Raw genomic sequence first — 25,887 nt, 5'->3', positions numbered from 1 at the left:
GAAACGCCCTCAGAGCAAGGAGTACTCATGTCAGCGTCGACACTTCCGCACCGCGCCCTCGGCGGGCTCACCGTCCCACCGCTCGCGCTGGGATCCTGGAACACCTGGGATCGGATGGATCCCGACGCTGCCGTCACGATGATTCGCCGTGCCGTCGAGCTCGATGCCGGCTTCTTCGACGTCGCGTACTACAACATGGGGCCGCACGCCGAGAACTCGCGCACCGACATCCTCTTCGGGGAGGCCCTGCGGGCGAGCGGCGTCGCGCGGGACGAGATCGTGCTGTGCGGCAAGCTGTGGCTCTGGGACTGGCCGAACCAGTCCTTCCGCGCCCAGCTCGTCGAGAGTCTGGAGCGCGCGGGACTCGACCGCTTCGACACGCTCGTCGTCGGCGACTACCTCGACGAGCCCGATGTAGCGCGGATTGTGACCGACGTGAACGAGCTCATCGCCGAGAGGCTCGTGGGCGGCTGGGGGATCAACAACTGGCGGATCGGGCACACGCGGACCGCGCTGGCCGCGGCGGCCGACACGGGTCTCGTCGGGCCCTCGTTCGCCCAGCTCAAGTACGGAATCGCCCGGCGCGCCATGGCGGAGGGCGCCGCGTACGGCCCCCTCTTCGCGGACGGGACGCTCGCGTTGCAGGCCTCGGACGTGTTCGAGGGCGGGATCCTCGCGACCGGCCGCGCGCCCCAGCGCAAGATCGGCGCCGACGTCGGCGGCATCCGCGAGCGTATCCTCGCCCTGTACCCGGAGGTCGCCCGCATCGCCGACGACTTCGGGGTGACGCCCGCGGCACTCGGCATCGCGTTCTGCCTCACCCATCCGGCGGCGGCGAACGTGCTGTTCGGCGCCTCACGGATCGGGCAGCTCGAGCAGAACCACGCCGCCCTCGCCCTGGTCGCCGAGCGCGGGGCCGAGGTGCGCGAGGCGCTTGCCGGGCTGCAGGCCGACGTCGACGTGCGCGACGACGGAGCATGGTGAACCCGGTGGCGGGCTCCGCCCACCACCGGGACGAGAACGGGACCGAGGGGCGAGGAGCACGCAGCATGGATGTTCAGGATGAGACGGCGTCGTCCTCCGCCTACCGCGGGTTCGGGGGACGCGTGGGGGAGTTCACGTCGGAGTCGGAGCCGTGGTGGCCGCCGCAGCCGAGCGCGGCACCGGGGGCGCCGAATGTGATCGTGGTCCTCATCGACGATCTCGGCTTCAGCGACCTGGGACCGTTCGGCGGCGAGATCGACACCCCGCACATCGATCGGCTGGCCGAGGAAGGATGGACCTTCACGAACTACCGCACCGCGCCGCTGTGCTCACCCGCACGCGCCGCCCTGCTGACCGGGCTGAACCCGCACCGGGCGGGCTTCGGCCTCGTCGCCCACACGGACCCGGGCTATCCGGGGTTCTCGTGCACGCTGCCCGGGGACGCCCCCACCCTCGCCGAGTCGCTGCGGGCCGGCGGGTACGCGACGTTCATGGTCGGCAAGTGGCATCTCACCGTCGACTCCCGGCTGCACGACGGGGCGGACCGGTCGTCGTGGCCGCTGCAGCGCGGCTTCGACCGCTACTTCGGATCGATGGACGGGTTCACCTCGCTGCACCACCCGCATCGACTCGTGCAGGACAACTCCGTCCTGGACGTGCCGGAGTTCCCCGACGGGTACTTCCTCACCGACGACCTCACCGACCGCGCCATCGGGATGATCGACGACCTGCGCGCGAACGACGCGGCCAAACCGTTCTTCCTCTACTTCGCGCATACGGCCGTGCACGGGCCGATCCAGGCCAAGGAGGCCGACATCGCGAAGTACCGCGGCCGCTACGAGGCCGGGTGGAACGCGCTGCGCGACGAGCGGTTTGCCCGGCAGCGCGAACGCGGCATCGTCGCGGGCGACGCGGCGCTGCCGCAGGGTGCACTCGCGGACGAGGCGCGCATCCCGCGCTGGGACGATCTCGACGACGCGGAGCGGGAGCTGTTCGCGCGGTACATGGAGGTCTACGCCGCGGCCGTGGACGAGGTCGACCAGAGCCTGGGCCGGCTGCTCGCGCACCTCGAGGAGCGCGGTGAGCGCGAGAACACCATCGTCGTGGTCGCGAGCGACAACGGCGGCACCGCGGAGGGCGGTCCGCGCGGGACCCGCAGCTACTTCGCCCAGTTCGGGAGGATGGGGCCGGATCCGGAGGGTTGGGTGCCCGACGAGCCGCGCGAGGTCGACCTGATCGGCGGTCCGCGGCTGTTCGCGCACTATCCCGCCGGCTGGGCGCGTGTCTCGAACACGCCGTTCCGCTCGTTCAAGGGATCGCTCTACGAGGGCGGGGTGCACGCCCCGCTCATCCTGTCCTGGCCCGCCGCGCCGGCGCGGATGGCGGCGGGGCTGCGCGACCAGTTCGTCTTCGTGTCGGACCTCGCCCCGACGATCCTCGACCTGACCGGGACTCCGCGGCTGGACCGCCGGCACGGGAAGGAGTCCGTGCCGAGCGACGGCCGCAGCGTCGTCGACCTACTGAGCGACCCGAGGGCGCCGGGGAGACCGGCCCAGTACTTCGAGTGCTTCGGCAGTCGCGCGCTGATCGACGACGGCTGGAAGGCGATCTCCACGACGCCGCCGACTCGGGAGCAGGGCGCGGCCGGCGGGGCCTGGGAGCTCTACCGCCTCGCGGAGGACCCGACCGAGACGCGCGACCTCACGGCGGAGCACGGGGAGCGCGCTGCACTGCTCGCCGAGCGCTGGCGCGAGGAGGCATGGGCGAACGCGGTCTTCCCGCTCGACGACGACGGATCCCTGCACCGGATCCGACCCGCGACCGAGCGCCCGCTGGGTGATCCCGTCACGCTCTCGCCCTACCGGCCTCCGCTCGAGCGCTACCGGTCGGCCGCGCTGACGGTGCTGAGGTCGTTCGACGTGCGCATCGACGTGCGCACCACGGGCGACTCCGCCGGCGTGCTCCTCGCGCACGGCGACCAGGGCGGCGGATACCTCGTCGCGATCGACGACGGCGCGCCGCTCGTGTCCTACAACGCCTACGGGCGCATGCATCGCGCCCGCGGCGCGGCGCTCGCGCCGGGCGCGCACCGCCTGGTGCTGAGGATGGCGGAGCAGGACGATCTGCGCTGGAGCGTCGAGCTCGAGGTCGACGGCGCGGCCGGCCTGCGGATCCCGTCGGTGCCGATGCTGCTCGGAATGGCACCCTTCACGGGGATCAGCGTGGGATACGACTACGGCGGTCCCGTCGATTGGGAGCTGTACGAGAGGCATCGCAGCTACCGGTTCGACGGGCCCGAGCTCGCCGTCCACTACCTGCCCGGCGCGCGTTCGGCCCACGACGTCACGGAGCTGCGCGAGATCGACCGCGAGGTCGCGCGGGTCGCGGACTGAGCGCGAATCGCCTTCGTCCGAGCCGCACGGGCGACAGCTCTGCGCGCTCGGACAAGGGTGATTCGCGCAGGGTCATGGATCCGGTCCGTCCTGTGAGAAGAACCGCTTGCGTTCTTTTTCCACACATGTAGACTAAACGCAACGACACATCGGAGTGACGTCGGTATGGCTCCCCGGAGCGCGGCCGAAGGCCCTTCGAACCCTTCTTCACCTCAACCCGCACCGAGAGAAGGAACCATGAAACGAGTGCCCCTCGCGATCGCCGCGGCCGTGGCCGCGGCCCTCGCCCTCACCAGCTGCTCCGGCGGCGGAGGCACCACGACGCAGACGAGCGACGCCGCCGCTGCCGCGAACGCCCCCGACGACCTCAACATCGGCAACTTCCTGGACGTCACGTCCTGGGATCCGGCCCTGGCCGACATCGGCTTCGACGGGCCGTACCTGTCCGCGGTCTACGACGCCCTGGTCGCCCTCGACAAGGACGGCAAGCCGGTTCCCGCCCTCGCGGAGAAGTGGGAGGTGGCCTCCGACGACCTCAGCATCACCCTGACCCTGCACAAGGGCGGGACCTTCAGCGACGGCACCCCGGTCGACGCCGACGCGGTCGTGAAGAGCCTCGACTACCTCAAGGCGGGCGCCCGTTCCGGCGAGGCCTACACGAACGTGTCGTCCTTCGAGGCGGTGGACGACCACACGGTCAAGATCAACCTCACGCAGCGCGACGACACGATCCTGTACTTCATGGGGCTCGGCCGCAGCTACGTGATGTCGCCCAAGGCCATCGCCGCGGGCACGCTCGGCAAGCAGCCGGTCGGCTCCGGCCCCTACACGCTGGACGGCGCGAAGAGCGTCGCCGGATCCGAGTACCACTTCACGAAGGTCCCCGGCTACTGGGACGCGAAGGCGTACTCCTTCAAGAACCTCGCGATCTTCCCGATCATGGACGCCACGGCGCGCCAGAACGCCATGCTCAGCGGCCAGATCAACGTGCAGTACGGCGACATCACGAACAAGGACGCGGCCCAGCAGCAGGGCTGGAACACGGTCTCGCGGGTCTCCGGCTGGGCCGGTCTCGTCATCACCGATCACACCGGCGCGAAGAACAAGGCGCTCGGCGACCTCAAGGTCCGTCAGGCGCTGAACTACGCCTTCGACGGCGCCGCGATCCTCAAGGCCGTCGGCAGCGGCGCCGGCGCCGCGACGAACCAGGTGTTCCCGGAGGGCGGCTCGATCAACGACCCTTCGCTCAACAAGCAGTACGCGTACAACGTGGACAAGGCGAAGCAGCTCCTCACCGAGGCCGGCTACCCGAACGGGTTCGACATCTCGATGCCGATGTCGCCGGTGTTCGAGCAGTGGAAGCCCGCCGCGGACCAGGCGCTGACCGCGATCGGCGTCAAGGTCACCTGGGACAACATGCAGATGCCCGACTACCAGCTGAACGCGCCGAACTACCCGATGTTCATCTCCTTCCTCGCGATGGACGGCAACGAGGTGGCGACGGTGGCCCGGCAGGTCACCTCCAAGCAGTGGTTCAACCCGGCACCCGACTACGCGAGCAACGCGGTCCTCGCGCCGCTCGTGAAGAAGGTCCAGGAGACGAAGGGCGCCGACCAGACGGCGGCGATCAAGGACCTGAACAAGGCCCTGGTCGACCAGGCCTGGTGGTCGGTCTGGTACCAGGCGGACAACACCTACTACTCGGTGTCCGGCATCAAGGTCCAGCCCGTCATCGGCATGATGTTCCCGACGCTGCGCTACATCACCAAGGGCTGACGCCCCGGGGGCCCGACCCGTCGTAGGTCGGGCCCCCGTTCCTCCTCACCCCCCCGAGAGGTCCTCATGCTCCTGTTCACCGCGAAGCGGCTGCTGTCCGGCATCGTGCTGCTCGTGGTCGTCTCCGTCGCGACGTTCTTCCTCGCGCACCTGGCGATCAAGGATCCGACCGCTGCGCTTTTGGGCACCACCGCGAGCCCCGCGCAGCAGGCCGCGCTGGCGACGAAGATCGGCATCGACCGTCCGCTGCTGGTGCAGTTCTGGGACTGGTTCTCGCACCTCGTCACCGGCGACTTCGGATCCTCCTGGCGCAACTTCCAGCCCGTGGGCGCCCAACTCGCCATCAAGGTCCCGGTGACCCTCTCCGTCGTCACCTTCGCGACGCTCATCACGGCGGTGCTCGGCATCGCCTTCGGGATGATCACGGGTCTGCGCCCCGGGACCTGGTTCGACCGGATCCTCAAGGGCATCTCGGTCGTGCTGTTCGCGCTGCCCGGCTTCTGGGTCAGCCTGGTCCTCGTCCTGTGGTTCGCGGTGCAGCTGAAGTGGTTCCCTGCGGTCGGCTACGTGCAGCCGTCGCAGTCCGTCGACGGATGGATCCGCTCGCTCACGCTCCCCGCGATCTCGCTCGCGCTCGGCGGCGTGGTCGCCGTCTCGGAGCAGCTGCGCAACGCCGTGATCGCGCAGAGCCGTCAGGACTGGGTGCGCACCCTGCGCAGTCGCGGTCTGTCGCCGGCCAGGGTGAACCTGCACATCCTCCGCAACGCCTCACCGGCTGCGCTCACCGTCATCGCCCTCATGTTCGTCGGCCTGCTCAGCGGCGCCATCGTGGTGGAGCAGATCTTCAGCCTCCCCGGCATCGGGCAGCTGACCAATCAGTCCTCGCAGAACGGCGACATCCCGATGCTCCTCGGCATCACCGTGGTGTCGATCGTCTTCGTCGTGATCATCAACCTCCTGCTCGACCTCGTGCTCGGCTGGATCAACCCGAAGGTGCGCGTCGCATGACCACCACCGACATCCGCGTCGCGTTCGATCGCGCCAGGCAGCGGCGTCGCTCGAGCCTGTTCCGCCGGTTCCTCCGTCACCCCGGCGGGTACATCCCGCTCGCGATCTTCGTCCTCATCGTGCTCGTGGGCGTCTTCGCCCCGCTGCTCGCGCCGATGGATCCGAACTTCGTCGACCTCGCCGCCGCCAAGGCCCCGCCGTCTGCCACGCACTCGCTGGGCGCCGACTCGACCGGCCGTGACATCCTCAGCCGGCTCATCTACGGCACCCGGATCACGATCTGGGGTGCGCTCATCACGATCGTCACCGCCGTCGTGATCGGAGTGCCGACCGGCGTCGCCGCCGGCTACTTCCGCGGTCCGTTCGACCGGGTCGCGATGTGGGTGAGTGACGCGCTGCAGTCCATCCCCGGCATGATCATCCTGCTCGTCGTCGCCGCGGGCAGCCGCAACAACTTCGAGCTGCTCATGGTCACGGTCGGCGTGTTCATGGTGCCGGGATACTTCCGCATCGCGCGATCGCAGACCCTCAGCGTGCGCGAGGAGCCGTACATCGACGCGGCGCGCGTGTCCGGTCTGTCCGATGCCCGCATCATCTCCCGGCACGTCGTCACCGCCGTCTACCCGCCCGTCATCATCCAGACGGCGCTCACCGCCGGCATGGCGATGGGCATGCAGGCCGGGTTGCAGTTCCTCGGCATCGGAGACTCGAACGTGCCCAGCTGGGGCGCGATGATGCTCGAGGGCTTCCGCCTCATGCTCACCTATCCGCTCATGCTGCTGTGGCCCTCGGTCGCGCTCGGCCTGACGATCGCGGTGCTCGCGATCATGGGTTCCACCCTCGCCGAACTGGCCCAGGTGCGCACCCCGCGGCTGCGCCGCCGCCGCGCTACGGCGATGGACGCCGCGGCCGCCGCCACTCCCGCGACGGGTACCGTGCGGCACGCGGTGGAGGGATCCGCACTGCGCGTGGAGAACCTGCGGGTGAGCCATGCCACCCCGAACGGCGTCGTCGAGGTGGTGCACGGTGTCACGCTCGACGTAGCCCCCGGGGAGGTCGTCGGCATCGTCGGCGAGTCCGGATCCGGCAAGTCGCAGACGGTGTTCTCGGTGCTCGACCTGCTGCCCGCGAGCGGCGCGAGCACGGCCGACGCGATCCGCATCGCCGGTGAGGACGTCACGACGGCGACGCCGAAGCAGCGCCAGGCCCTGCTCGGCCGCGAGCTCGGCTATGTGCCGCAGGAGCCGATGAGCAACCTCGACCCGTCGTACACGATCGGCCACCAGCTCGTGGAGCCGCTGCGCCGCGTGCACGGCATGAGCGCCGCTGATGCGAAGGCCAGGGCGCGCGAGGTGCTGCTGCGGGTGGGGCTGGCGGATCCGGACCGGGTCCTGCGCAGCTATCCGCACCAGGTCTCGGGCGGCATGGCGCAGCGCGTGCTCATCGCCGGCGCGATCTCGGGCCGGCCGTCGATCCTCATCGCCGACGAGCCCACCACCGCGCTCGATGTCACCGTGCAGGCCGAGGTGCTCGAACTGCTGCGCGAGCTTCAGCAGGAGTACGGCATGGCGCTGCTGATCGTCACGCACAACTTCGGCGTCGTCGCCGACATCTGCGACCGCGTGATCGTGATGCGCGGCGGCGAGATCGTCGAGCAGGGCGATGTGGATCCGCTGTTCGCGCACCCGCAGCAGCCCTACACGCGGGAGCTCATCGCGGCATCGCTCGACGACGCCCTGGGACGAGCGGAGCTCGACGCGGCCGGGCGGGCCGAGCCCGACGCCGGCCGGCGCAGCGCGCTCGACGCGTCGGACCCCGCGGCCGGCGCCACGACGGACACGACGGAGGTGCGCGCATGACCGCGCTGCTCGAGGTGCAGGATCTGGTCGTCGAGTACGGCCGTGGCCGGTCGGCGTTCCGCGCGCTGCACGGCGTCTCGATCGACGTCGCGCCCGGGGAGTGCATGGGTCTCGTCGGCGAATCCGGATCCGGCAAGTCCACGCTCGGCAAGGCGATCCTCGGCCTCGCACCCGTGACCGGCGGGAGCATCCGCTTCGACGGCAGGGACATCACGTCCCTCGGCCGCGCGGAGCGACGCGCGCTCGCCGCCGACGTGCAGGTCGTGTTCCAGGATCCGTACGGATCCCTGAACCCGGCGATGACCATCGGCGACATCCTGTCCGAGCCGCTGCTGACCAGCGGACTGGGCGGATCCGAGGCGCGGGCGCGCGTACGGGAGATGCTCGACCGGGTGCGCCTGCCCGAGACCGCGATGGACCGCTATCCGAGCGAGTTCTCCGGCGGTCAGCGTCAGCGCATCGCCATCGCCCGGGCTCTCGTGCGCCGGCCGCGACTGATCGTGTGCGACGAGCCGGTCAGCGCGCTCGACCTCACCACGCAGGCGACCATCCTCGACCTGTTCATCGAGCTGCAGCGCGACACCGGTGTCTCCTACCTGTTCGTCTCGCACGACCTGGGCGTGGTCCGGCGGGTGTGCCACCGTGTCGCGGTGATGTACCACGGCGAGATCGTCGAGACCGGAGCGGGGGAGCAGGTCACGCGCTCGCCGCGGCATCCCTATGCCGAGCGACTGCGCCTGGCGTCGCCGGTCGCCGACCCCGTCAAGCAGAGGACGCGCCGTGCCGAATGGCTGGCGCTGCGCGAGGCCACGGATGCCCCGGTACGGTAGCAGGCAGCGATTCCGCACGTCCGCGCCCCGGTGCGCGTCGCCGGCGGACGCCATGTCGGAAGGAACCCATGCCGAAGATCATCGATCACGATCAGCGTCGTCGGGAGATCGTCGAGGTCGCCAAGGGAATCATCCTCAAGGGCGGGTTCGAGGCGGCGACCATGCGCAGCATCGCCGCCGAGGCGGGCTTCGCGAACGGTGCCCTGAAGCACTACTTCCCTGGCAAGGAGAGCATCGTCGCGGCGACGTTCGAGACGATCCTCGCGCAGATCTCCGAGGGTGTGCAGGAGGCCGGATCCGCCCCGGACGGTGCGGAGGCGGCGCTGCGCAGCTTCCTGGAGGCGACGATCCCGCGAGATCCCGAGCAGATCGCCGCCGGACGGGTGCTGCTCGCGCTCTGGGAGTACGCGATGTCGAACGAGCAGCTCGCAGAGCTGTACCGGAGCCATCTGCGCTCCTGGCGCGCATCGCTCGTGGAGCGGATGGAGGCGGCCCGCGACGAGGGCGCGATCCGCGACCAGGACTTCGCGCCCCTGGCGAACGAATACATCTCTTCCGCCGTGGGAGCGACCGTGATCAACCTCATGTACCCCGACGGCGATCGCATCGCCGACTATCAGGCCTACATCGACCAGTTCCTCGCGCGGCTGCGCTGACCCTGCTCCGGGCGGCCTCCACGCGTCATCGAGAGGAGGGCGCCCGATGACCGGCGCACCCAGGATCGCCCTGTCCGTCGTCCGCTCGGAGGGTGCCGGCCGACCGGCCCTGTTCCTGCACGGCCTCGCCTCGCGCGCCCGGCTCGACTGGCCCTGCGCCGCATGGGAGCCTGCCCTCGCGGATCGACCGGCTCTGCTCGTGGACCTGCCGGCGCACGGCGACAGTCCTGCGGCCGGCGTGCTCTCCACGTCACGCGTGGTCGACCTGCTCGCGCAGACTGTCGCGTCGATCGCCTCGGGGGAGGAGATCGACGTCGTCGGCTACTCGCTGGGCGCGCGTCTGGCCTGGGCGCTCGCCGGGCACCCCGCCGTCGCGGTGCGCCGTCTCGTGCTCGGCGGGCTCAGCCCGATGGAGCCGTTCGCGATGGTCGACCTGCCCGCGGCGCGCACCGCGCTCGCCGGAGGGCCGGCGCCGGCGGATCCGATCACCGGCATGATCCTGGGTATGGCTGCGCTCCCCGGGAACCGCCCCGAGGAGCTGCTCGATCTCATCGAGGGGCTCGCGTCGGAGCCGTTCGACCCGGCCGTCGCCGCGCCGACGCAGCCCGTGCTGCTGCTCGGCGGGACCGAGGACCCGATGTCGGAGGGCATCGACATGCTCGCCGCCGCCGTGGCGGGCTCCCGCGTCGTGCGGGTGCCGGGCGACCACCTTGCGGCGCTGCACGCTCCCGAGTTCCGCACCGCCGTCGTGGAGTTCCTCGCCGAGGACTGAGCCCGGCGCGGTCCCCGAAGCTCCCCTGGACACCCCCTGTCCATTATTTCCTACAATTGTAGAAACATGAAAGGCATGTACATGACCACCACTCCCGACGCCGCGCGGATCCTGGACATCGCGACGGGCTACATGGCCTCGAAGCAGCTCTTCGAGGCCAGCCGGATCGGCCTGTTCCCGGCGATCTCGAATGGCGCCGACACGGTCCCCGCCATCGCCGAGCGCACCGGCGCGAGTGAGCGCATCGTGCGCATCCTCGCCGACGCGATGACGGGCAAGGGGCTGCTGACGCGTACCGAAGGCCGCTATGCGCTCGAGCCGGACGCGGCCGCCTACCTGGCCGGAGACGCCTCGGTCGTGGACCTCGCGCCGTTCCTCACCTTCCTCGGCGAGATCAGCTACCCGCACTGGCTGCAGTTCGCGCACACCGTCGACACGACCGAGCCCGGCGACCTGCAGATGGACGACGCCCGCTGGGGGACCTTCATGGCCGGCGTCATGACCTACAACGCCCTGCACGCGCAGGAGTTCGGCCGTCTCGTCGACCTCTCCGCCGCGACGAACGCGCTGGACTTCGGCGGCCTGTCGGCGGGCTTCGCGCTCGAGGCGATGCGGCGCAACCCGGGCCTGCGCACCACCTTCCTCTACGCGCCCGGGTTCGAGGGCGGCATCGCCGAGGCCGTCGAGGCGGCGGGCGTGGCGGACCGCGCCACGGTCGAGGTCGGCGACACGGCGGGCGCGCAGCCGCAGGGCGCCTACGATGCGGTGCTCGCGAACCACGTGATTCACCGGTTCTCGGCCGAGGAGAACGCGCAGATCTTCCGCAACCTCAGGGCCGCAGCGGTGCCCGGCGCCACCCTCACCGTGCTCGACTTCTTCCTCGACGACGACGCGCAGCAGCGCGGCATCGACGCGCTGCATGCGGGGGAGTACCTCGTGATCGACGGCACGGTCGTCTACCCCGAGGCGCAGGTCCGCGGCTGGCTGGCCGACGCGGGCTGGGAGGTGCGCGAGAAGATCGCCCTCCCCGCAAGCCCGCGGGTGCTCATCGCCACGGCGGTGTGAGAGCGGCGCGGCCTCGCGCGGCTCCTGTTCCGGGCGAGGCCGCGCGTCAGGATCCGGCTCTCGCGGACGGGACCGGATCCAGGGCGGGCGACGAGCGGACGCGTCGCCCGCCCCGTTCATCCACACGGCTCCGTGGCGAGCGTGAGGCGGCGAGCGGTGTGGTGGTCGCTCGCGCGCCCGCACTACGCCTGTGCGAACACCGTCCTGCCGTCGACGATGGTCCGCGCGATGCCGACATCGCCGAACGGACGACCTGGCGCGGCGGGGTCCTCGTCCAGGACCGTGATGTCCGCGACCTTGCCGACCTCGAGCGATCCCTTCCAGGCTGCGGCGCCGTCCTGGCGCGCCGGATCGATGGTCACGCACCGGAGCAGCTGCTCGCGGATGCCCGCGTCGTCGCGGCCGAGCAGCGCGAGCGAGGCGTCCAGGCCGATGCGCCAGTCCGGCGTCGCGATCGGTGCGTCGCTCGTGATCGTGGTCAGCGCCCCCGAGGCGATCATGTGGCTCAGCGGCCAGGCGGCGGCGATACGGGCCGCGCCGAGCTGTGCGCCCGCCCAGTCCCGGGTGTGCTCCGCGATGAGCGGCTGCACGGCGAAGCCGGCGCCGACGGCGCCCATGCGCTCGATCTGAGCAGGGGTCGCGAGGTCGGCGTGCACGACGTAGTGCGGTGCGGCGGCGGCCCTGGGGTGCGCCTCGAGCACCCGCAGGAACTCCTCGATCGACCGGTCGCCCGTCGCGTGCACCGCGACCTGCTCGCCCCGTTCGACGGCGAGGCCGATCATGCGCCGGTACGCGTGCAGCGCTCCCTCGGCGCCCTGGGGCAGCAGTCCGCCCGACGTGCCGTCGGGGTAGGGCTCGCTGACCCAGGCGGTCGTCATCGGAGGGATCCCGTCGGCGAAGATCTTGACCCCGGTGACGGCGAGCCAGTGCGGATCCGTCTCGGGTTTCGGCGCGCGGATCCCCTGCTCGAAGGCCGCGAGGTCGGCCGAGCCGTCCAGTTCCCCGAACAGACGCAGCAGCGTGACACGGGCGGTCTGGACGCCGGCGCGATGAAGCTCGAGGTAGGTGTCCATCATCGCGGTGCCGAAGCACCCGGTCTCGCCGGCGTCCTCACCTGGGCCGATCCCGGGTTCGGTGTAACTCGTGATGCCGAGTTCGGCGAGCAGACGCCAGGCGTTGCGCAGCGCGGCTCGGCGCTCGACGGCGGTGCGTATGAGCGTGCCAGAGGGCTGCTCGTGCGGTGAGGCGTCGGAGAAGAACAGGTGCGGCCAGCGCGCGCCGAGCCAGGCGGCATGCAGGTGCGCGTCGTTCACGCCGGGGATGGCGGTGCGGCCGTCGAGATCGACGGTTTCGGTCGCGTGGAGCCCGAGCGCCTCCGCACCCAGGGCGATGATGCGGCCCGCTCGAACCGCGAGGGCGTCGGTCGTCGACCCGCCCGGATCGAGCGTGCGGATCCGTCCGCCGCGCAGGAGGAGGTCGGCCTCATCGCCGAGGTGATTCGCGTTCATTATTCCACCAGTGTAGACGAAAGGTGGGAGGGCGTGCGGCGTTGGATGGACCAAGGTGGGCTCCGTGTCCAGGCGCGGGTTCCGGGCTCTTTGCGTTCCCGTGCGCGGACATGTCGGCGCTCGCCTTGAGCGGCAGGGAAAGAACCGCGATTCTTGCACCCCGGATCGGCCGGGCGCGCGTCCTGCGTCCGCCTACCCTGGATAAGGGCGGATCCGCCCTTCCCGATCCCGCGCCACTGACCCCTGGCGCATCTGCTTGCAAGGACGCTGATGAACGACTTCGCCGCGCGCCGCGACGACTGGAAGGCCAGAGAAGAACTCGCAGAGCGGATGATCCCGCTGATCGGCGGGCTGAACCGCGATCGCGACGTGGTGACGTCGCTGCACGGACATCGCCTGCTCGGCCTGTCCACCACGGAGATTCTCGAGGTGCACGAGCGCGTCGCCGCGCTCGGTCATGACGAGCTCGCACTCGAGGACACCCTCGCCGTGCTCGAGGCGCTGCGCGAAATCTCGCCCTCCGCCGCATCGCTCGACCTCGGCCGCCTCAGCGAGAGCGTGCAGGGCGACGTCGCAGGGCTGACCGAGCGCCTCCGCGTCGAGCTCGCGCCGGCCCTCGGCGAGGCCTCGCCCGCCGAGCCCACCGACGTGGTGCTGTACGGCTTCGGCCGCATCGGGCGTCTGCTCGCCCGCATCCTCATCGCGCACACCGGCGGCGGCAGCGGGCTGCGCCTGCGGGCCATCGTCGTGCGCAAGGGCGCCGAGAACGACCTGGTCAAGCGCGCGTCGCTGCTGCTGCGCGACTCCGTGCACGGCCGCTTCGAGGGCTCCGTCGACGTCGACGAGGAGAACTCACAGCTCATCGCCAACGGCACCCGGATCCAGGTGATCTACTCGAACGACCCCGCGACGATCGACTACACCGCGTACGGCATCCGCGACGCGATCGTCGTTGACAACACCGGCCGCTGGCGCGATGAGGCCGGCCTCAGCCGTCACCTCGAGTCCACCGGCGTCGCCCGGGTGCTGCTCACCGCCCCGGGCAAGGGCGATCTGAAGAACATCGTGCACGGCATCAACCACGACACCATCGCCGACGACGACCGGATCCTGTCCGCCGCATCCTGCACCACGAATGCGATCACGCCGGTGCTGAAGGCGGTCGACGAGGCGTACGGCATCGTCCGCGGCCACGTCGAGACGGTGCACTCGTTCACGAACGACCAGAACCTCATCGACAACTTCCACTCCGGAGACCGCCGCGGCCGCTCCGCCGTGCTGAACATGGTCATCACCGAGACCGGAGCCGCGAAGGCCGTCGCCCGGGCTCTGCCGGAACTCGCGGGCAAGCTGACCGGATCCGCGATCCGCGTGCCCACGCCCGATGTGTCGCTCGCGGTGCTGCACCTCACCCTGGAGCGTCCGGCCGAGAAGGCGGAGATCAACGACTACCTGCGCCGCGTGTCGCTGCACTCGAAGCTGCGCCAGCAGATCGACTACGTCGAGTCGCCCGAGGTCGTCTCGACCGACTTCGTCGGCTCGCACCGGGCGGGCATCGTCGACGGCCTCGCGACCATCGCGAACGGCACCGACGTGATCCTTTACGTCTGGTACGACAACGAGTTCGGCTACTCGAGCCAGGTCATCCGTGTGCTCGAGGTCATGGCCGGTTCGCACCCGATCGTGTTGCCGGTGCGCCGCGAGGTCACGCTGCAGGGCTGAGCGTGTTCGAAGTTCGGGGCGCGTTCCGCGGGATCCAGTCCCCGGAGCGCGCCCCGAATCGTGTACGACCGCTCCTGTGCAGCGCTTCCTCGGTCTCGTCTTGGAACGGGTGTGGTGCAATCCTGAGGACAGGAGGCCCGCATGATCGATGCCCGGCCGCGTCTCCTCTATGTGGAGGATGACGCGGACATCGCCGAGATGACACTCGAGGTGCTCGGCGAGACCTACGCCGTCGACCACGTGACCGACGGCGCCGTCGCGCTGCGCCGGGCGCTCGACGAGCGCTACGACGTCATGCTCGTCGATCGCCGCCTTCCCGGCATGGATGGGGCGCGCCTGGTGGAGGCGGTCCGCACCGCGCGGATCACCACGCCCGTGCTCATGCTGACCGCGCTCGGCACCGTTCCGGATCGCGTGGAGGGGCTGGACGCGGGCGCCAACGACTACCTCACCAAGCCCTTCGACTTCGAGGAGCTGCTGGCGCGGCTGCGCGCGCTGCGCCGCGGCTTCCAGGCGGAGGGCCGTCGGCGGGCGATCGGCGCGTGGACGTTCATCCCCGACTCCTGGGTGCTGCATTCGCCCACCGGCGCGCGCGTGTCGCTGACCGCCACGGAGACTGCGCTGCTCGAGTTCCTCTCTGCGAGTCCGGAGCGGGTGTTCAGTCGCGAGGAGATCCTGCGCGGGGTGTTCTCCTCGGCGGACGGCGTCGGGACCGTCGACACCTACGTGCACTACATCCGGCGCAAGTCCACGCCGGAGATGATCGACACCGTGCGCGGGCGCGGCTACCGGGCGGGGGATCCGGGATGATCCTGTGCGCCCGGCGACGGGGGACGACGTCGTGAGCGGATCCGCCGATCGCGATCGGGTGCGCCGCTCAGCCCGGCAGATCGGGGTGTGGACGGGCCTCGCCTCGGCGATCGTGATCGCCGCCGGGGTCGGACTACTCATCGCGGTGATCCTCGCGACCTCGCGGCCGCAGGGAGACGACCGCGTCACGGCGGGGCCCCGGCCTGGCGACTTCGACATCGGAAACCCCGATCACGTCGTCGTGGATGTCGACCGGGTGCTGCCATGGGTGGTCGTGCTGGGCATCGCGGGAGTGGCGCTGCTCGGGCTCATCGCGTGGTTCACGGCCCGGCGGGCGGTCGCCCCGCTGGAGGTGGCGCTGCAGGCGCAGCGCGACTTCGTGGCCGACGCCAGCCATGAACTGCGCACCCCGCTCACGGCGCTGTCCAGCCGCGTCCAGATCCTGCAGCGCCGTGTGGCCCGCGGTGAAGACATCGGCGATGCCCTCGACCGGCTGCGCGGTGACACGGCGGCGATGGACGACATCCTCACCGAGCTCCTTCTGGCAGCGCAATCCGACCAGGGGCCTGTCTTGGCGGCGGTGTCGGATGCCGCCGCGGCGGTGCACGGCGCCGTCGACCTGATCCGGCCGATCGCGGAGAGCGCGGACGTGACGTTGCAGGCGGCGGTCCCGGCGGGGCTGTCCGTCGCCGTGCCCGAGGTCACCCTGACCCGTCTGTGCACGGCTCTGCTCGACAATGCCGTGCAGCACGCGCCGTCGGGTTCGTCAGTGGCGCTCTCGGCGGGAGCCGGCAGCAGCGCGGGCCGAGGTTTCGCGGAGTTCCGAGTCGCCGACCGCGGTCCCGGCATCAGGGCCGAGGACCGGGAGCGGATCTTCACGCGGTTCGCCCGTGGTCCCGAGACCGGAAGGCGGCGCGGATTCGGGCTCGGCCTCGCGCTGGTCCGCGACATGGCGACGCGTTACGGCGGGTCTGTCGAGATCGAGGAGACCTCGGACGCGGGCACCACATTCCTGCTGCGACTGCCCCTCGCGCTCAGCTGAGGAGCGCCGTCTCCGCGGGGACCACGGCGACCTCCACCCCGTGCGCCCAGCGGCGGATCCGACCGTCCGCCGCGATCAGCATCCCGGAGCAGTCGGGGGCGGCGCGCAGCCAGGTGAGGTCGTCGAAGCCCGCGACCACTGCGACCGTCGCCCAGGCGTCGGCGTCGCTCAGGTGCTCGGCGATCACGGTCGCCGTGGGGGCATCGCGCACGGCGTATCCTGTGCGGGGATCGACGATGTGCGCCCCGCGCTCGGCCGGCCCGGAGGTCGCGACGGCGCCCTCCCGCAACGGCACCTGTGCCCGCACGGCGCCGGGGCGGAGCGGATCCGCGATGCCGACGGTCCAGACCCAGTCCGCACCGGGCGCCGTGACCAGCTGCATGTCGCCGCCCGCGGAGAGCCCCGCCGCGAGGATGCCGTCCTCGGCCAGCAGCGGGGCGAGGTGCCGGAAGGCCGCTCGCTCGACGGCCCAGCCCTTGACGTACCCGGTCGGGTCTAACCAGCCGTGCCGGTTCGCGTCGAACCGCCCTCCGCTGGCCGACGCGAGGCGGACGCAGGCCTCCGACACCTCGAGGATCCGCGGATCCGCATCCTCGGGACGCAACGAGCCCGCGCGCAGCAGCGAGATCTGCGAGTCGGCGCGGAACGGGGAGAACAGCGCGTCGATCTCGTGCAGCTCGTCCATCGCCGCCGACTGCGCGGCGGCGATCCGTGCGGCGACGTCCGGGGCGGGGGAAGAGGAGGCGGTGAGCACATGCGCGCTCGCGACGGTACCCATGAGCTCCGCGGTGACGACGTGGCGCCGAGGTCCGGCCGCGCGCGCGTGCTCGGAAGACGGCGGCTGCATGGGCCGTGCCACGGCGCTCATGCCTTCGCCTGGTCGATCGCGCTCTGCAGCGACTGGGTGTAGCCGTCCGAGGTGAACGTGGCGCCCGAGACCATGTCGATCTGCGCTGACTGGGCGCTCTTGGTCTCCGAGACGAGGATCGGGATCGCCTGCGCGTTGATCTCCTCGTCACGGCGCTCGGTGTTCGGGTACTGCGGCACCGACACGTCGGTGATCTGCCCTCCGGACACCGTGATCGCGACCTGCACGGCGCCGTAACGGGTATCGGCGGCCTGGCCGGTGAACGTGCCGTCCTTGAGACCGGTCGGGGTCGTGGCGGATCCGGATCCCGAGGTCGTGGAGGAGGACGATCCGGAGGCGGTGTCGGATGACGCGCCAGAGGCCGTCCCGGACGCCGTGCTGCTCGGACTCGTCCCGGCGGCGGATCCGGTCGTGCTCTTGGTCGTGCCCGTGGTGCCGTTCGCGGCCGGCGTGACCACCTCGAGCGAGGTGCGGTAGCTGAACAGCAGGACCAGCCCGGTCAGCGTGGCGAGGACGGCGTAGACGATCTTCTTCATGATTCTCTCGCTCTCGGATCCGTCATCCGCCGCTCAGACGGCGAAAGCCTCGCTGTGGATGCGTTCGGCGGGGACGCCGGCGGAGCGCAGGTCGCGGCGGATGCTCTGCATCCACGGGACGGGTCCGCACAGGTACACGTCGTACGGGGACAGGTCTCCGGCGATGCGCTGCAGCAGCTGCGCACCGTCCCACTCGGCGTGCGTGGAGGGCACCCAGCTCGTGCCCGTCTCGGCACGGCGCCCGTGCAGCGTGTAGTGCACGAGCCCGCGGGAGACGGCGAGACGGTCGATCTCCGCGCGGCGCAGTCCGTGGGAGGCGGAGTGGTCGCGGGTGACGAGGATCGCCTCGCCAGGCGCGTACGGCTCGGACTCGAGCAGGGCGACGAGGGGCGCGACGCCCGCTCCGGCGCCGAGCATGAGCAGGCGTGATCCGCTCCGGCGCTCGCCGGTCATGTGACCGTACGGGCCCTCGACCATGACGCGAGTGCCTGGACGCAGCTCGGCCAGCCGGTCGGTGCCGTCGCCGACGCGGCGGGCCGAGATGACCAGCTCGTCGCCGGCCGGATCCGCCGCGAGGGAGAACGGGTGACCGCGGGTCCAGCCCGGTCCGTCCACGAAGCGCCAGATGAAGAACTGGCCGGCGCGCGCTCCGAGTCGATGCACGTCGCGACCGGCCACGCGGACCGACACCCCGTCCTGGCTGTCGGGCGACACGGCGACCACGCGCAGTCCGTGCCGGGCGCTGCGGATCAGCGGCACCGCGACCCGGAACCACAGCACGCACGCGGCGGTGCAGGCCCAGAGCGTCCACCAGTAGAAGGTCGCGCCGGCCGACGCGGTGAAGTCCGCGCCGGTCCACAGCATGTGCGGGATCGCGAGGCCGACGCCGAGGTAGCCGTAGAGGTGCAGCAGATGCCAGGACTCGTAGCGCAGCCGGCGTCGCACCCGGCGGATCGATGTGACCACGACGAGGATCAGCAGTCCCGTGCCGGCCGTCGCGAGCAGCATGCCGGGGTAGTCCCAGACGAAGTCCCAGGCCTGCACGAGCACGTCGGTGTGCGACGTGATCGCGTACCCGACGGTGATGAGCACCAGGTGCGCCAGCAGCAGCCAGAACGACCAGAACCCGACGAGACGGTGCAGCCGGGTGATGCCGTCCCGGCCGAAGCCGCGCTCGAACACGGGTACGCGGGCCATCAGCAGCACCTGGTACAGCAGCAGGTTCGCCGACACGAGGCCGGTCAGGCGGCCCAGTGTCGTGAGCGTGTCGCCGTCGACAGCCAGCAGGGACTGGGCCCCGGCGCCACTCACCCAGAGCGCGAGCACGAACAGGCTCGTCGCCCAGATCAGCGTCACCGCGGCCATCCGCCAGAGCGCCGGGCGCAGCCGGCGGGCCGGCGCGGCGACACGTCGCGGGACCGGGCTGAGGGTGGTGAGCGTTGCCATGGCACCATCGTCGGCGCGGGTTTGACAGAGAAGCCCAAGAATCGGTCGTCTTGAGCATCGTCATAGGGAACTCATCGGATCCGAACGGATCCGCGCCCCCGCAGCGGTGTCCGCACCGCGTGCGCGGCGTTGTCCGCGGCATCCGGCCGTTGTCGGGACCGCGCGGCATGATGGGTCCATGACGGCTCTTCTGAGCGAACGGCTCCGTTCGCACCGGCTCACCGCCCCTGCGCGCACCCCGGTCGCCGCCGCCCGGCACATGCTCGCCGTGCAGGGCCAGGAATTCATCGCCGGCCGCTGGGCGCTCGGCATCCGATCGTCCGGTGCGCCGACGCTCGCCGCCGTCGACGCCGCGTTCGACCGTGGCGAGCTCGTGCGCACCCACACCATGCGGGGCACACTGCACGTGATCCCCGCCGAAGACCTGCGCTGGGTGCTGTCGGTGACCGGCGATCGCCAGCTCCGCCAGGACGCGACCCGCCAGCGCCAGCTCGGCATCGACGACGCCCTCATCGCCCGCGTCGAGGCGGCGTTCCGCGAGCGCCTGACCGACGGCGGGCGCACCAGGGCGCAGCTGTTCGACGACCTCGCGGAGATCGGCATCGATCCGGCGGGTCAGCGCGGCGTGCACCTCATCTACGCGCTCAACGTGCGCGGCATCCTGGTGCAGGGGCCCGTGGTGCACCGCGACGACGCGGTCTCCCGTGAGCAGCTGTTCATGCTGGCGGAGGAATGGATCCCAGAGACGACGCCGCCCGCCGATCCGCTCGCGGAGCTTTTCGTGCGCTACGTCGAAGGACACGGTCCTGCGACGGTCGATGACTTCGCATGGTGGTCGGGACTGCCGGTCACCGTGGCGCGCGAGGCGGCGGAGCGGGGGCGCCCCCGCGTGACGGAGCAGGCGGAGGGCGTGTTCCTCGGTGTGGCCCGCCCGCGTCGCGCCGCGGGGGCGGACGATGCCGGGGCGCTCGCTCTGCCGATGTTCGACGAGTACTACATCTCGTACGCCGATCGCTCGCCCGTGGCATCGGCGCGGAGCATGGCGTCGATCGGCCCCGGCAAGAACGGCATGGTGCGCGCGAGCCTGCTCGCCGGCGGACGCATCGCCGGTGCCTGGTCGCATTCCGCCGCCGTCGGCCGGCACCGCGACCATCCGATCGCAGAGCTCTTCGAGGGGGAGCCGGCGCCGGATCCGGCCGCCGTCACCGCAGCCTTGCGCCGCTACGCCGACTTCGTCTCGGCGCACTGAGACGGAGCGCTGAAGAGAGCGCCCGCCGATTCAGAACTCGGCGGAGAAGGCGCCGTCGGACTTGAGCAGCTGGCCGGACACCCAGCGCCCCTCCGGCGAAACGAGGAAGTCGACGAGGGCCGCGACATCGGCCGGTCGGCCGAGGCGCCCTTGCGGGGTGAGGGCCGCCAGGTGCGCGCGGGTCGCGTCATCCATCCATCCGGTGTCGATCGGACCCGGGTTCAGCACGTTCGCGGAGATCCCGCGAGGTCCGAGCTCGCGCGCCGCGGAGATGACGATGCGGTCGAGCGCGCCCTTGGACGCGCCATAGGGCAGGTTCCCGGTCACGTGGTCGCTCGTGAGCGCGACGATGGCCCCGCCCTCAGGAGCGGCCTGCCGCGCGAACGCCGCGATCAGCAGGAGCGTCGCACGCGCGTTGACCGCGACGTGCCGATCGAAGCTGTCCGCGGTCGTGTCGAGGATCCCCGACTCCACGTCGTGGGCATGGCTCAGCACCAGGGCCGAGATCGTCCCGTGCTCGCGCATCACCGCGGCGATGAGGGCGTCAGGGCCGTCCGCGGTCGACAGGTCGGCCGGGAAGCGGGCGTCGTCGAGGTCGCTGGTGACGACGGTCCACCCGCTGCGTTCCAGGCGCGGCACGATCCCGGCGGCGATGCTGTCGGCGCGAGCGGCGCCGGTGACGAGGGCGAGGGGCATGCTCCGACGCTAGTCGAGGATCCCGCGCCGGTGCGATCCTGCAGGCGACGTACGCGGCGCACGCGGCGCACCGACCGAGCCGCCGTTACTGGGCGGCGTGGCGGTCCAGGAAGGAGTACACCTCGTTGTCGTCGACGCCGGGGAACGCGCCGCGGGGGAGCGGCGAGAACATGTGCGTGTGCACGCGGGCGCTCGGCCAGGCCTTGTTGTTCCAGCGCTCCGCGATCCCGGCCGGAGGGCGGCGGCAGCACGCCTCGTCGGGGCAGGTCGACTGCGCACGATCGGTGGTCTCCCGCCCGCGCCACCAGCGGGCGTCGTCGAACGGCACACCGACCGTGATCGAGAAGCCGCCGCCGTCGGTGGATCCGGTCTGCGTCGAGCACCAGAACGTTCCGGACGGGGTGTCCGTGTACTGGTAGTGCTCCGTGGTGCGATTGCGCTGGCTGAAGGCGGCGCGCGCCGAGAACTTGCGGCACACGGTGAGACCCTCGACGGATCCGGTGACGTCCATCGGCAGCGGCAGGTCGTCGTTCTCGTACACACGGGTGAGCGCGCCCGACTCGTCCACGCGCAGGAAGTGCAGTCGCATGTCGAGGTGCTTCGTCATGAGGTTGGTCATCCGCATGCCGGCGGCCTCGTGGGTCACGCCGAACGCGTCGCGGAAGTCCTCGACGGCGAGGTTGCGGTCCTTCTTCGCCTGCTGCAGGAAGGCGACGCCCGCGGTCTCGGGGATGAGGCAGCACGCGGCGAAGTAGTTGATCTCCACCCGCTGCTGCAGGAAGTCGGCGTAGTCGGTCGGGGGAGTGTGGCCGAGCAGGCGGTGCGCCATCGCCTGCAGCGCCATCGAGCGCAGGCCGTGGCCGCCGGGGATCGATGCCGGCGGGAGGTAGATCCGCCCATGCTCAAGATCCGTGACCGAGCGCGTGGAGTGCGGCAGGTCGTCGACGTACAGCAGCTCGAACCCGAGCTGCTCGGCCATGATGCTCACGGTGCGGTGCGTGAGAGCTCCCGAGGAGTGCCCTGCCGCCTTCAGCTGCTTCTCGGCGAGCGCCTCGATCTCGGGCAGATGGTTGTCCAGCGCACGCATCTTCAGACGCAGCTCGGTGTTGGCCCGCCGCGCCTCCTCCGGCGTGGCGATCGCCTCGCGCTCACGGCGATGCAGCTCGCGGTGCAGGCCCAGGATCGACTCGATCGTCTCGTCGGGCATGCCCTTGCTCACCCGCACCGGGGCGATCCCGAGCTGACGGAACACCGAGCTGGACTGCGCGCGGTCGAGTTCGATCTCCAGCGCGGCGCGCCGGTTCGGCGGCTCGCCGGAGATGAGGTCGCTCACCTCGGTGCCGGTCGCGTCGGCGATGGCCTGCAGCAGCGAGAGCTTCGGCTCCCGCTTGCCGTTCTCGATGAGGCTGAGCTGGGAGCCTGCGACACCGACGGCGGCGCCGAGCTCGTCCAGGGTCATGCCGCTGCGCGTGCGGTGGTGTCGGATGCGATGTCCGAGGGTGGTGAGCTCGAGTCCGGAGGCCATGGAATTGATCCTAGCGAAAGAATCAATGTTCTTGAAGCCAACAACGCCCCGAAGAGTGCCCAATACTGGCGCAGAATGGTCACATCGCCCCAGGCTTTAAGGAGCAGACAATGGCTATCGCCGAGACGTTCACCCCGCGGACCTCCCCCCTCGCTGCTGTGCGCGAGTACGGTGCGGCTCCCGAGTACGACACCCCGGCCTTCGCCGCGCTCAGCGCGTGGGTCGACGAGATCAGCGCCCTGACCCAGCCCGACCGCGTGCACTGGATCGACGGATCCGCCGCGGAGAACGACGCCCTGCTGCACGAACTCGTCGACGAGGGCAAGCTCATCAAGCTGAACCCGGAGTGGCGTCCCGGCTCCTACCTGGCGCGTTCGCACCCCAGTGACGTCGCCCGCACGGAAGGACGCACCTTCATCGCCTCGGCGAAGGAGATCGACGCCGGCCCCACGAACAACTGGGCGGATCCCGCCGAGATGCACGCGAAGATGAACGAGATCTTCGAGGGCTCGATGCGCGGTCGCACGATGTACGTCGTGCCGTTCTCGATGGGCCCGGTCGGCGGACCGATCTCGCAGATCGGCGTGCAGGTCACCGACAGCGCCTACGCCGTCGCCTCGATCGGCATCATGACCCGCGTCGGCGAGGCCGTGGTCCGGGAGATCGCGAACGGCGCCCAGTGGGTGCGCACCGTGCACTCCGTCGGGGCCCCGCTGGCCGCCGGTGAAGCCGATACCACCTGGCCCTGCAACGACGAGAAGTGGATCGTGCACTTCCCCGACACGCTCGAGGTGTACTCCTTCGGGTCCGGCTACGGCGGCAACGCGATCCTCGCCAAGAAGTGCTTCGCGCTGCGCATCGCCTCGGTGCTCGCCCGCGACGAGGGCTGGATGGCCGAGCACATGCTGCTCATCCGCGTCATCTCGCCCCAGGGCAAGGCCTACCATGTGGCCGCAGCGTTCCCGTCGGCGTGCGGCAAGACCAACCTCGCGATGCTCCGCCCCACGATCCCGGGCTGGAAGGTCGAGACGCTCGGTGACGACATCACCTGGATCCGCCCGGGTGCTGACGGCCGCATGCGGGCGATCAATCCCGAGGCCGGCTTCTTCGGCGTCGCGCCGGGCACCGGCGAGTCGACCAACGTCACCGCGGTCGAGACGCTCTGGGGCAACACGATCTTCACGAACGTGGCGCTGCGCCCCGACGGCGACGTGTGGTGGGAGGGCCTGACCGATGAGGCTCCCGCGAACCTCATCGACTGGGAGGGCAACGCGTGGACTCCGGAATCCGGCCGTCCCGCCGCGCACCCGAACTCGCGCTTCACCGTGTCGGCGGCGCAGTGCCCGCAGATCGCGGAGGACTGGGAGGATCCGGAGGGCGTGCCGCTCGACGTGATCCTGTTCGGCGGACGCCGCGCCACCAACGTCCCGCTCGTCGTCGAGGCGACGGACTGGAGCCACGGCGTGTTCCTGGGCGCGACCATCTCGTCCGAGCGCACGGCGGCGGCGGAGGGCACGCTCGGCGAGCTGCGCCGCGACCCGTTCGCGATGCTGCCGTTCTGCGGTTACAACATGGGCGACTACTTCGCGCACTGGCTGAAGATGGGCCGTGCCGTCCGCTTCGACAAGGCTCCGCGCATCTTCCAGGTGAACTGGTTCCGCCGCGGCTCCGACGGCCGGTTCCTGTGGCCCGGCTTCGGCGACAACGCCCGCGTGCTCGACTGGATCATCCGTCGCATCGAGGGCGAGGTCGACGCCGTCGACAGCCCGATCGGACGCCTGCCCAGGATCGAGGACCTCAACCTCGAGGGTGCGGATGTCGCCGACGAGGATCTCGCCGAGCTGTTCAGCGTCGACACCGCGTCGTGGACCCGCGAGGCCGACTCGACCGAGGAGTTCTTCGCGACGTTCGGCGACCGCCTCCCGGCGGCGCTCACCACCGAGCTCGCCTCGCTGCGCTACCGCCTCGCGAGCGCATAAGACGTGATCCGGTTCCTCCGCCCGTGTGAACGGACGGGGACCGGATCCACCAGGACCCGCGGCGGCGGGATGCCGGAGACAGACCCATGGCTGAGTGGTCTCCGGCATCCTGCCGGCACGTTCTGATGGGCGACGATGGATTCCGCACTCGTGCCGTGCTCGATGTCGGGGCGATCGGGTAGCGTCGCGGCATGGACGTCATCGATTACCTGATGGACTCCGACCCCGCGATCCGCTGGCAGGTTCTCCGCGACCTGACGGATGCATCTCCGGAAGACGTCGCGGAAGAGCGCGCCCGCGTGGCCGCCGAGGGCTGGGGTGCACGGCTACTGGCGCTGCAGGCGGAGGACGGGCTGTGGGACGGCGGGGTGTACCGGCCCGGCTGGGTCGATGAGAGCCGTCCGATGTACGACGCGTGGACCGCCACGCACTTCAGCCTGCAGCAGCTGGTCGACTTCGGTGTCGACCCGGCGGACGACCGGGTGCGGCGGGCGGTCACGCGGGTGCGCGAGGGCGTGCGGTGGGACCAGGAGAACGCCCCGCCCTACTTCTGCGGCGAGACGGAGCCGTGCGTCAACGGGGTCGTCCTCTCGAACGCCGCGTATTTCGGGGAGTCCGGTGATGCCGTCGTCCGCACTCTCCTCGCCGGGCAGCTGGCGGACGGCGGGTGGAACTGCTGGGCCGAGTACGGGGCCACGACGTCGTCGCTGCACTCCACGATCTGCGTGCTCGACGGTCTCCTCGTCTGGGAGCAGGCGACCGGGGGCACCGAGGAGTCGCGGGCGGCGCGGCTGGCCGCGGAGGAGTATCTGCTGGAGCGCCGGCTGTTCCGGCGGCGCAGCACGGGGGAGGTCATCGACCCGCGCTTCACGATGGCCTCGTATCCGGTGCGCTGGTACTACGACGTGCTGCGCGGCCTGGACTACCTGCGTCGGGCGCGACCCAAGGGGGATCCGCGCTGCGCCGAGGCGCTCGAGCTGCTGCGCTCCCAGCGTGATGCGAATGGGCTGTGGCGCCTGGGCAACACGCACGAGGGGCCGACGCCGTTCGCCATGGAGGGCGAGTCCGAGGGGTTCCCCAGCCGCTGGGTCACCCTCAGGGCGCTACGGGTGCTGCGCTGGGCGGGGGCGACGTCCTTTGAGGGGGAAGTCGCGTCCTAAGCT

The 25,887-nt window shown here is 70.8% G+C and carries 21 protein-coding genes; 15 read left to right on the top strand and 6 right to left on the bottom strand.

Annotated elements, in window-relative coordinates:
- Window positions 1–27 precede the first annotated feature (27 nt).
- From AB4078_RS11680 to AB4078_RS11640, 9 genes are all read left to right on the top strand, one after another.
- Window positions 28–984 carry an aldo/keto reductase gene (locus AB4078_RS11680; protein WP_441977275.1) on the top strand — a complete coding sequence of 319 codons (957 nt, stop codon included), beginning with the start codon at window positions 28–30 and terminating at the stop codon, window positions 982–984.
- 65 nt (window positions 985–1,049) lie between these two features.
- Window positions 1,050–3,377: an arylsulfatase gene (locus AB4078_RS11675; RefSeq protein ID WP_441977274.1), complete on the top strand. Its 2,328-nt coding sequence runs from the start codon at window positions 1,050–1,052 to the stop codon at window positions 3,375–3,377.
- Window positions 3,378–3,614: 237 nt separating this feature from the next.
- The gene (locus AB4078_RS11670) at window positions 3,615–5,153 is read left to right on the top strand and encodes an ABC transporter substrate-binding protein (RefSeq protein ID WP_441977273.1); all 1,539 of its coding nucleotides are present in this window, start codon (window positions 3,615–3,617) and stop codon (window positions 5,151–5,153) included.
- A 66-nt stretch (window positions 5,154–5,219) separates the two neighbouring features.
- Complete coding sequence (locus AB4078_RS11665) at window positions 5,220–6,161, top strand: ABC transporter permease (RefSeq protein ID WP_441977272.1); 942 nt, start codon at window positions 5,220–5,222, stop codon at window positions 6,159–6,161.
- Entirely contained in the window at window positions 6,158–8,020 is a 1,863-nt protein-coding gene (locus AB4078_RS11660) for a dipeptide/oligopeptide/nickel ABC transporter permease/ATP-binding protein (protein WP_441977271.1), read from the top strand. Before AB4078_RS11665 ends, AB4078_RS11660 begins: the two co-directional genes overlap by 4 nt.
- Window positions 8,017–8,850 (top strand): ATP-binding cassette domain-containing protein, encoded by an 834-nt coding sequence (locus tag AB4078_RS11655; protein WP_441977270.1) that lies wholly within the window; start codon window positions 8,017–8,019, stop codon window positions 8,848–8,850. Before AB4078_RS11660 ends, AB4078_RS11655 begins: the two co-directional genes overlap by 4 nt.
- Before the next feature lie 68 nt (window positions 8,851–8,918).
- Window positions 8,919–9,506, top strand: a complete 588-nt coding sequence (locus AB4078_RS11650) for a TetR/AcrR family transcriptional regulator (RefSeq protein ID WP_440733394.1) — start codon at window positions 8,919–8,921, stop codon at window positions 9,504–9,506.
- Window positions 9,507–9,552: 46 nt separating this feature from the next.
- Window positions 9,553–10,278: an alpha/beta fold hydrolase gene (locus AB4078_RS11645; RefSeq protein ID WP_441977269.1), complete on the top strand. Its 726-nt coding sequence runs from the start codon at window positions 9,553–9,555 to the stop codon at window positions 10,276–10,278.
- Between the two features lie 81 nt (window positions 10,279–10,359).
- Window positions 10,360–11,343, top strand: coding sequence for a methyltransferase family protein (locus tag AB4078_RS11640; RefSeq protein ID WP_441977268.1), 984 nt, complete (start codon window positions 10,360–10,362; stop codon window positions 11,341–11,343).
- 182 nt (window positions 11,344–11,525) lie between these two features.
- Here the strand turns inward: AB4078_RS11640 and AB4078_RS11635 are convergent, their stop codons facing one another.
- On the bottom strand, window positions 11,526–12,851 hold the full coding sequence (locus AB4078_RS11635; protein ID WP_441977267.1) for an amidohydrolase: 1,326 nt from the start codon (window positions 12,849–12,851) through the stop codon (window positions 11,526–11,528).
- A 270-nt stretch (window positions 12,852–13,121) separates the two neighbouring features.
- On the opposite strand from AB4078_RS11635, the gene AB4078_RS11630 reads away from it, so the two are divergent.
- The 3 genes from AB4078_RS11630 to AB4078_RS11620 all read left to right on the top strand — a co-directional run bounded on the left by AB4078_RS11630 (window position 13,122) and on the right by AB4078_RS11620 (window position 16,425).
- Window positions 13,122–14,573 (top strand): glyceraldehyde-3-phosphate dehydrogenase, encoded by a 1,452-nt coding sequence (locus tag AB4078_RS11630; RefSeq protein WP_441977266.1) that lies wholly within the window; start codon window positions 13,122–13,124, stop codon window positions 14,571–14,573.
- A gap of 141 nt (window positions 14,574–14,714) precedes the next feature.
- Window positions 14,715–15,383 (top strand): response regulator transcription factor, encoded by a 669-nt coding sequence (locus AB4078_RS11625; RefSeq protein ID WP_441977265.1) that lies wholly within the window; start codon window positions 14,715–14,717, stop codon window positions 15,381–15,383.
- 31 nt (window positions 15,384–15,414) lie between these two features.
- A complete protein-coding gene (locus AB4078_RS11620; protein ID WP_441977264.1) occupies window positions 15,415–16,425 on the top strand; it encodes a sensor histidine kinase in 1,011 nt (336 codons plus the stop codon).
- On the opposite strand, the gene AB4078_RS11615 is transcribed toward AB4078_RS11620, so the two are convergent.
- From AB4078_RS11615 to AB4078_RS11605, 3 genes are read right to left on the bottom strand one after another with little or no spacing between them, the layout of a single operon-like run.
- Window positions 16,418–17,293 carry an FAD:protein FMN transferase gene (locus AB4078_RS11615; RefSeq protein WP_441977263.1) on the bottom strand — a complete coding sequence of 292 codons (876 nt, stop codon included), beginning with the start codon at window positions 17,291–17,293 and terminating at the stop codon, window positions 16,418–16,420. The genes AB4078_RS11620 and AB4078_RS11615 overlap by 8 nt on opposite strands.
- The gene (locus AB4078_RS11610) at window positions 17,290–17,829 is read right to left on the bottom strand and encodes an FMN-binding protein (protein ID WP_441977262.1); all 540 of its coding nucleotides are present in this window, start codon (window positions 17,827–17,829) and stop codon (window positions 17,290–17,292) included. The genes AB4078_RS11615 and AB4078_RS11610 overlap by 4 nt, the downstream gene beginning before the upstream one ends.
- Before the next feature lie 33 nt (window positions 17,830–17,862).
- A complete protein-coding gene (locus AB4078_RS11605; RefSeq protein WP_441977261.1) occupies window positions 17,863–19,275 on the bottom strand; it encodes a ferredoxin reductase family protein in 1,413 nt (470 codons plus the stop codon).
- 178 nt (window positions 19,276–19,453) lie between these two features.
- Between AB4078_RS11605 and AB4078_RS11600 the strand changes: the two genes are divergently transcribed.
- On the top strand, window positions 19,454–20,524 hold the full coding sequence (locus AB4078_RS11600; RefSeq protein ID WP_441977260.1) for a winged helix DNA-binding domain-containing protein: 1,071 nt from the start codon (window positions 19,454–19,456) through the stop codon (window positions 20,522–20,524).
- A gap of 30 nt (window positions 20,525–20,554) precedes the next feature.
- Here the strand turns inward: AB4078_RS11600 and AB4078_RS11595 are convergent, their stop codons facing one another.
- Both AB4078_RS11595 and AB4078_RS11590 read right to left on the bottom strand, forming a co-directional pair.
- Window positions 20,555–21,220, bottom strand: coding sequence for an SDR family oxidoreductase (locus AB4078_RS11595; RefSeq protein ID WP_441977259.1), 666 nt, complete (start codon window positions 21,218–21,220; stop codon window positions 20,555–20,557).
- A gap of 85 nt (window positions 21,221–21,305) precedes the next feature.
- Window positions 21,306–22,745 (bottom strand): helix-turn-helix domain-containing protein, encoded by a 1,440-nt coding sequence (locus AB4078_RS11590; RefSeq protein WP_440733383.1) that lies wholly within the window; start codon window positions 22,743–22,745, stop codon window positions 21,306–21,308.
- 110 nt (window positions 22,746–22,855) lie between these two features.
- On the opposite strand from AB4078_RS11590, the gene AB4078_RS11585 reads away from it, so the two are divergent.
- Window positions 22,856–24,724, top strand: coding sequence for a phosphoenolpyruvate carboxykinase (GTP) (locus tag AB4078_RS11585; RefSeq protein WP_441977258.1), 1,869 nt, complete (start codon window positions 22,856–22,858; stop codon window positions 24,722–24,724).
- A 191-nt stretch (window positions 24,725–24,915) separates the two neighbouring features.
- Window positions 24,916–25,884, top strand: coding sequence for a hypothetical protein (locus AB4078_RS11580; RefSeq protein WP_441977257.1), 969 nt, complete (start codon window positions 24,916–24,918; stop codon window positions 25,882–25,884).
- Window positions 25,885–25,887 lie beyond the last annotated feature (3 nt).

The sequence above is a fragment of the Microbacterium sp. 2MCAF23 genome, assembly GCF_052115565.1.
Lineage (GTDB): Bacteria > Actinomycetota > Actinomycetes > Actinomycetales > Microbacteriaceae > Microbacterium.
Note: the sequence above shows the minus strand (reverse complement) of the source record. Positions and strands in the feature narration are given on the sequence as shown.

What these genes read in the sequence shown, in the direction of transcription:
- AB4078_RS11680 (WP_441977275.1), top strand. Translation starts at nt 28, where the DNA reads ATGTCAGCGTCGACACTTCCGCACCGCGCCCTCGGCGGGCTCACCGTC.
- AB4078_RS11675 (WP_441977274.1), top strand. Translation starts at nt 1,050, where the DNA reads ATGGATGTTCAGGATGAGACGGCGTCGTCCTCCGCCTACCGCGGGTTC.
- AB4078_RS11670 (WP_441977273.1), top strand. Translation starts at nt 3,615, where the DNA reads ATGAAACGAGTGCCCCTCGCGATCGCCGCGGCCGTGGCCGCGGCCCTC.
- AB4078_RS11665 (WP_441977272.1), top strand. Translation starts at nt 5,220, where the DNA reads ATGCTCCTGTTCACCGCGAAGCGGCTGCTGTCCGGCATCGTGCTGCTC.
- AB4078_RS11660 (WP_441977271.1), top strand. Translation starts at nt 6,158, where the DNA reads ATGACCACCACCGACATCCGCGTCGCGTTCGATCGCGCCAGGCAGCGG.
- AB4078_RS11655 (WP_441977270.1), top strand. Translation starts at nt 8,017, where the DNA reads ATGACCGCGCTGCTCGAGGTGCAGGATCTGGTCGTCGAGTACGGCCGT.
- AB4078_RS11650 (WP_440733394.1), top strand. Translation starts at nt 8,919, where the DNA reads ATGCCGAAGATCATCGATCACGATCAGCGTCGTCGGGAGATCGTCGAG.
- AB4078_RS11645 (WP_441977269.1), top strand. Translation starts at nt 9,553, where the DNA reads ATGACCGGCGCACCCAGGATCGCCCTGTCCGTCGTCCGCTCGGAGGGT.
- AB4078_RS11640 (WP_441977268.1), top strand. Translation starts at nt 10,360, where the DNA reads ATGACCACCACTCCCGACGCCGCGCGGATCCTGGACATCGCGACGGGC.
- AB4078_RS11635 (WP_441977267.1), bottom strand. Translation starts at nt 12,851, where the DNA reads ATGAACGCGAATCACCTCGGCGATGAGGCCGACCTCCTCCTGCGCGGC.
- AB4078_RS11630 (WP_441977266.1), top strand. Translation starts at nt 13,122, where the DNA reads ATGAACGACTTCGCCGCGCGCCGCGACGACTGGAAGGCCAGAGAAGAA.
- AB4078_RS11625 (WP_441977265.1), top strand. Translation starts at nt 14,715, where the DNA reads ATGATCGATGCCCGGCCGCGTCTCCTCTATGTGGAGGATGACGCGGAC.
- AB4078_RS11615 (WP_441977263.1), bottom strand. Translation starts at nt 17,293, where the DNA reads ATGAGCGCCGTGGCACGGCCCATGCAGCCGCCGTCTTCCGAGCACGCG.
- AB4078_RS11610 (WP_441977262.1), bottom strand. Translation starts at nt 17,829, where the DNA reads ATGAAGAAGATCGTCTACGCCGTCCTCGCCACGCTGACCGGGCTGGTC.
- AB4078_RS11605 (WP_441977261.1), bottom strand. Translation starts at nt 19,275, where the DNA reads ATGGCAACGCTCACCACCCTCAGCCCGGTCCCGCGACGTGTCGCCGCG.
- AB4078_RS11600 (WP_441977260.1), top strand. Translation starts at nt 19,454, where the DNA reads ATGACGGCTCTTCTGAGCGAACGGCTCCGTTCGCACCGGCTCACCGCC.
- AB4078_RS11595 (WP_441977259.1), bottom strand. Translation starts at nt 21,220, where the DNA reads ATGCCCCTCGCCCTCGTCACCGGCGCCGCTCGCGCCGACAGCATCGCC.
- AB4078_RS11590 (WP_440733383.1), bottom strand. Translation starts at nt 22,745, where the DNA reads ATGGCCTCCGGACTCGAGCTCACCACCCTCGGACATCGCATCCGACAC.
- AB4078_RS11585 (WP_441977258.1), top strand. Translation starts at nt 22,856, where the DNA reads ATGGCTATCGCCGAGACGTTCACCCCGCGGACCTCCCCCCTCGCTGCT.
- AB4078_RS11580 (WP_441977257.1), top strand. Translation starts at nt 24,916, where the DNA reads ATGGACGTCATCGATTACCTGATGGACTCCGACCCCGCGATCCGCTGG.